The organism is Microbacterium sp., from assembly GCF_031178525.1.
Taxonomy (GTDB): Bacteria; Actinomycetota; Actinomycetes; order Actinomycetales; family Microbacteriaceae; genus Microbacterium.
Genome location: NZ_JAPSJA010000187.1, coordinates 1 through 4722, shown reverse-complemented (window position 1 = coordinate 4722; position 4722 = coordinate 1). Strand labels below are relative to the sequence as shown.

Sequence of the window (4722 nt, the reverse complement as noted above, 5' to 3'; positions counted from 1 at the left end):
ACACCAAGTACGGGCTGGCGGCCTACATCTGGACGAACGACCTCAAGCGCGCGCACAACTTCTCGCAGGCGGTCGAGGCCGGCATGGTGTGGCTCAACTCGAACAACGTGCGCGACCTCCGCACGCCTTTCGGCGGCGTCAAGGCGTCGGGCCTCGGGCACGAGGGCGGCTACCGCTCGATCGACTTCTACACCGACCAGCAGGCCGTGCACATCACGCTCGGCAAGGTGCACAACCCGACCTTCGGCAAGGAGGGCGGACCGGCTCACTGAGCGCCGCCCGACGTCCGGAACCAGAATCAAGAAAGCAGAGTCGCTGACATGACAACAGAATCCACCGACCGCCGCGGCACGCTCACCTCGTCGGGCTTCTACGTCTCGCAGGAGGCCCCGATCGAGCCCGCGAACCCCGTCGCCACGCCGACGACGCCCGCGCCGGACATCCTGCGCTGCGCGTACATGGACCTCGTCGTCACGGATCTCGCCGCGTCGCGCGCGTTCTACGTCGACATCCTGGGCCTGCACGTGACGGAGGAGGATGACGAGGCGATCTATCTGCGCTCGACCGAGGAGTTCATCCATCACAACCTCGTGCTGCGCAAGGGACCCGTCGCGGGCGTCGCGGCGTTCTCCTACCGCGTCCGCTCGCCCGAGGACCTCGACAAGGCCGTCGCGTTCTACGAGGAGCTCGGCTGCCGCGTCATCCGCCGTCCCGAGGGCTTCACGAAGGGCATCGGCGACTCCGTGCGGGTGGAGGACCCGCTCGGCTTCCCGTACGAGTTCTTCCACCAGAGCGAGCACACCGAGCGCCTGTCGTGGCGCTACGACCTGCAGATCCCCGGCGAGCTCGTCCGCCTCGATCACTTCAACCAGGTGACACCGGATGTGCCCCGTGCCGTGCGTCACTACCAGGACCTGGGCTTCCGCGTCACGGAGGACATCCAGGACGCCGACGGCACCGTCTACGCCGCCTGGATGCGCCGCAAGCCGACCGTGCACGACACGGCGACGACCGGCGGCGACGGCCCGCGCATGCACCACGTCGCGTTCGCGACGCACGAGAAGCACAACATCCTCGCGATCTGCGACAAGCTCGGCGCCCTGCGCCGCTCCGACGCGATCGAGCGCGGACCGGGCCGCCACGGCGTCTCGAACGCGTTCTACCTGTACCTGCGCGACCCCGACGGGCACCGCGTCGAGATCTACACGCAGGACTACTACACGGGCGACCCCGACAACCCGGTCGTCACGTGGGACGTGCACGACAACCAGCGTCGCGACTTCTGGGGCAACCCTGTCGTCCCGAGCTGGTACACCGAGGCGTCGCTCGTGCTCGATCTCGACGGCAACCCGCAGCCGGTCGTCGCGCGTGAGGACAAGAGCGAGATGGCCGTCACGATCGGCGCCGACGGCTTCTCGTACACCCGCCCCGACGACGAGCAGGAGATGCCGTCGTGGAAGCAGGGCGAGTACAAGCTCGGCAACCAGCTCTGATCATGCTGACCCAGGATCAGATCGCGCAGCTCGCCGCCGAGCTCGCGGAGGCGGACCGGACGCACGGCGTCATCCCGCGCATCACGGCGCGCTTCCCGGAGGCGACGATCGAGGACTCGTACGCGATCCAGGGGATCTGGCGCGATTCGCAGATCGCGGCGGGTCGCCGCCTCGTGGGGCGCAAGATCGGCCTGACGTCCAAGGCCATGCAGCAGGCGACCGGCATCACGGAGCCCGACTACGGCGTGATGTTCGACGACACGGTGTGGGACTCGGGAGCCGTGATCCCCGCCGGGGACTTCTCGAACATCCGGATCGAGGTCGAGCTCGCCTTCGTGCTGAAGGACGCGCTCGAGGGCCCGGCTTGCACCCTGTTCGACGTCCTGCGCGCGACGGAGTACGTCACTCCCGCGCTCGAGGTGCTGAACTCGCACATCGAGATGGAGGGGCGCACGATCGTCGACACCATCAGCGACAACGCCGCATACGGCGGCATGGTGCTCGGTGGGCGGCCGATGCGACCCGACGACGTCGACCTGCGCTGGGTGGGTGCCATGCTCTACCGCAACGAGACGATCGAGGAGACCGGCGTCTCGGGCGGCGTGCTGGGCCATCCCGGCATGGGAGTGGCCTGGCTCGCGAACAAGATGCACCAGCACGGTGACCGGCTCGAGGCGGGCGAGATCATCCTGGCGGGATCCTTCACCCGGCCCGTGTGGGCGAAGGCCGGCGACAGCATCCTGGCGGACTACGGACGGATGGGGACCATCGCATGCAGCTTCCAGTGACGTTGCGTCACCGGCTCGCCGACTCGGACCGCGCGCTGTACGGCGGCTGGATCTGCTCGGGCTCTCCCGTCATGGCCGAGATCATGGCCGGCTCCGGCCTCGACTGGCTCATGATCGACATGGAGCACGGGCCCGTCGGGCTGGGCGAGACGCAGGCGATGCTGCAGGTGGCGGCGGCCTACCCCGCCACGACGGTGGTGCGCGTGCCGGCGAACGACGCCGTGTGGATCAAGCAGGTGCTCGACCTCGGCGCGCAGACGATCATGGTGCCCATGGTGTCGACCGCCGCGGAGGCTGAGGCGGCGGTCGCGCACGCGTCGTACCCGCCGCGCGGACACCGCGGCGTCGGCAACGCGCTCGCGCGATCCGGCCGCTGGAACCGCGTGGACGACTACCTCGCGAACGCCGCGGAGTACACGTCGTTGATCGTGCAGATCGAGACCGCCGAGGGCGTCGAGAACGCCGAGGCGATCGCGTCGGTGGACGGCATCGACGGCGTCTTCGTCGGCCCGAGCGACCTCGCCGCGTCCATGGGGCTTCTCGGCCGGCAGACGCATCCGGATGTGGTCGCCGCGGTCGAGCGGGCGTTCGCGGGCGTGCGGGCGGCGGGCAAGCCCGTCGGGGTGAACGCCTTCGTCGAGTCGGCCGCCCGTGGCTACGTCGACGCGGGTGCGCGCTTCGTGCTCGTCGGCGCCGACGTGGGCCTTGCCGCGCGCGGTGCGGAACAGCTTGCGCGGACCTTCCTCCCCGCCGCGGACGGCGATGCCCGCGCGTCCTACTGACGCCCCGTCTGCCCCGAACTGCCGCATCTCGCGGCGACATAGCGGCAGTTCGGGGCACGTCGCCGTCGGCGCAGCACCTCATCCGCCCGGCCCCGCGGCTCCCCGTCGTGGGTAGCGTGAGAGCATGCGTGCTGTCATCTACTCCGAGACCGGTCCGTCCTCCGTCCTCCGCGTCGTCGAGCGGCCCGTGCCCGAGCCCGGCGAGGGAGAGGTGCGCGTCCGCGTCGTGCGCGCGGGCGTGAATCCGACCGACTGGAAGTTCCGCGCCGGCGGCATGGGGCCGCTCGCGTTCGACGAGATCTCGCCCGGACAGGATGCCAGTGGAGTGATCGACGCGGTCGGCACGGGAGTGACCGGCCTTGCGGTCGGCGACCGCGTATGGACCTTCCTGACGCAGAACGGTCGGCCCCTCGGATCGGCCACCGAGTACACCGTCGTTCCCGAGACCCAGGCCATCCGTCTGCCGGAGAGCGCCTCGTTCGACCTCGGCGCCTCGCTCGGCGTGCCTGCGGTGACCGCGCACCGGCTGCTCACCACCGGACCGGTCATGCGGCTCGGTCCCGGTGCGCTCGGCGGACGCACCGTCCTCGTCCAGGGCGGCGCGGGCGCGGTGGGCAACGCTGCGATCCAGCTGGCGGCGTGGGCGGGGGCGACCGTGATCGCGACGGTCAGCAGCGCCGAGAAGGCCGAGCTCGCGCGGGCCGCGGGTGCCGCGCACACGGTCGACTACACGACGGGCGATGCCGCGGCCGCGATCCGTTCGTTCGCTCCGGGCGGCGTCGACCAGATCGTCGAGGTGGCCCCCGCTCAGAACACCGACCTGGACCGTGAGGTGGCCGCGCTCGGCGCGACCATCGGGATCTACGCGAACAACGGCGGCGACGAGATGACGCTGTCGGTGCGAGCGACGTTCTCGAAGAACCTGCGCTACCAGTTCGTGCTGCTCTACACGGTCGCTCCGGAGCTGCTCGCGGCCGCCGCGGAGGACATCACCGCGGCGCTCGAGGACGGCGCGTTCGCGGTGGGCGACGAGCGTGGCCTGCCGCTGCACCACTTCCCCCTCGAGGGAACGGCCGCGGCGCATGACGCGGTCGAGGACGGCGCGATCGGCAAGGTGCTGATCGACGTCGCCGCGGACTGACGCGGGTCGCCGCGACGGACGCGCGAGGCGGGCCGAGGACGAGCCGGGTCACGCCACCTTGTCGGCGTCGACCCGGTCCTCGGTCGGGACGCCGCGCGGGACGAGGAAGGCCAGCCCGAACATCGTCGCCGCGAGCACCGCCGAGGCGACGAACACGGCGCCGGAGGACGCGATGACGGTGGCCGGATCGTGCGCGTCGCCGCCCAGGCGCGCGACGATGCCGTTCGAGATCGCGCCGAGCACCGCCGCGACGAGCGCCTGCCCGATGGAGCGGGAGAACATCACCGCTCCCGAGGCGACCCCGCGCTCCTGCCAGGCGACCGTCGACTGCACCGCCACGAGCGACGGCACAGCGGTGAAGCCGAAGCCGAGACCCGTCACGAACAGGATTAGCGCGACCGTCCAGATGCTCGGCCAGCGCGACAGCAGCGCGATCCCGACGGCGGTCGCGAGCACCAGCGCCGTACCGGAGATGATCACGGGGCGGAAGCCGAAGCGCAGGTACAGGCGCCCCGCGA

The 4722-nt window shown here is 70.8% G+C and carries 5 protein-coding genes and 1 pseudogene; 5 read left to right on the top strand and 1 reads right to left on the bottom strand.

The genetic code is table 11. The features are described 5' to 3' along the window. From RIF89_RS11105 to RIF89_RS11085, 5 genes are all read left to right on the top strand, one after another. Positions 1-272, top strand: a 272-nt coding sequence (locus RIF89_RS11105) for an aldehyde dehydrogenase family protein (RefSeq protein ID WP_309069174.1), incomplete at its 5' end; no start/stop codon positions are given. 48 nt (positions 273-320) lie between these two features. Further along, positions 321-1493, top strand: a complete 1173-nt coding sequence (gene hpaD, locus RIF89_RS11100; RefSeq protein WP_309069173.1) for a 3,4-dihydroxyphenylacetate 2,3-dioxygenase — start codon at positions 321-323, stop codon at positions 1491-1493. Positions 1494-1495: 2 nt separating this feature from the next. After that, complete coding sequence (gene hpaH / locus RIF89_RS11095) at positions 1496-2281, top strand: 2-oxo-hept-4-ene-1,7-dioate hydratase (protein WP_309069172.1); 786 nt, start codon at positions 1496-1498, stop codon at positions 2279-2281. Further along, the gene (locus RIF89_RS11090) at positions 2266-3063 is read left to right on the top strand and encodes an HpcH/HpaI aldolase/citrate lyase family protein (RefSeq protein ID WP_309069171.1); all 798 of its coding nucleotides are present in this window, start codon (positions 2266-2268) and stop codon (positions 3061-3063) included. Before hpaH ends, RIF89_RS11090 begins: the two co-directional genes overlap by 16 nt. Positions 3064-3187: 124 nt before the next feature. Further along, a complete protein-coding gene (locus tag RIF89_RS11085) occupies positions 3188-4204 on the top strand; it encodes an NADPH:quinone reductase (RefSeq protein ID WP_309069170.1) in 1017 nt (338 codons plus the stop codon). Positions 4205-4252: 48 nt separating this feature from the next. On the opposite strand, the pseudogene RIF89_RS11080 reads toward RIF89_RS11085, so the two are convergent. Continuing rightward, positions 4253-4722, bottom strand: a pseudogene (locus tag RIF89_RS11080) (MFS transporter); the annotation flags it as partial.

Bases quoted from the DNA above. Each gene is read 5' to 3' on its own strand.
- hpaD (WP_309069173.1), top strand. From the start codon at position 321: ATGACAACAGAATCCACCGACCGCCGCGGCACGCTCACCTCGTCGGGC.
- hpaH (WP_309069172.1), top strand. From the start codon at position 1,496: ATGCTGACCCAGGATCAGATCGCGCAGCTCGCCGCCGAGCTCGCGGAG.
- RIF89_RS11090 (WP_309069171.1), top strand. From the start codon at position 2,266: ATGCAGCTTCCAGTGACGTTGCGTCACCGGCTCGCCGACTCGGACCGC.
- RIF89_RS11085 (WP_309069170.1), top strand. From the start codon at position 3,188: ATGCGTGCTGTCATCTACTCCGAGACCGGTCCGTCCTCCGTCCTCCGC.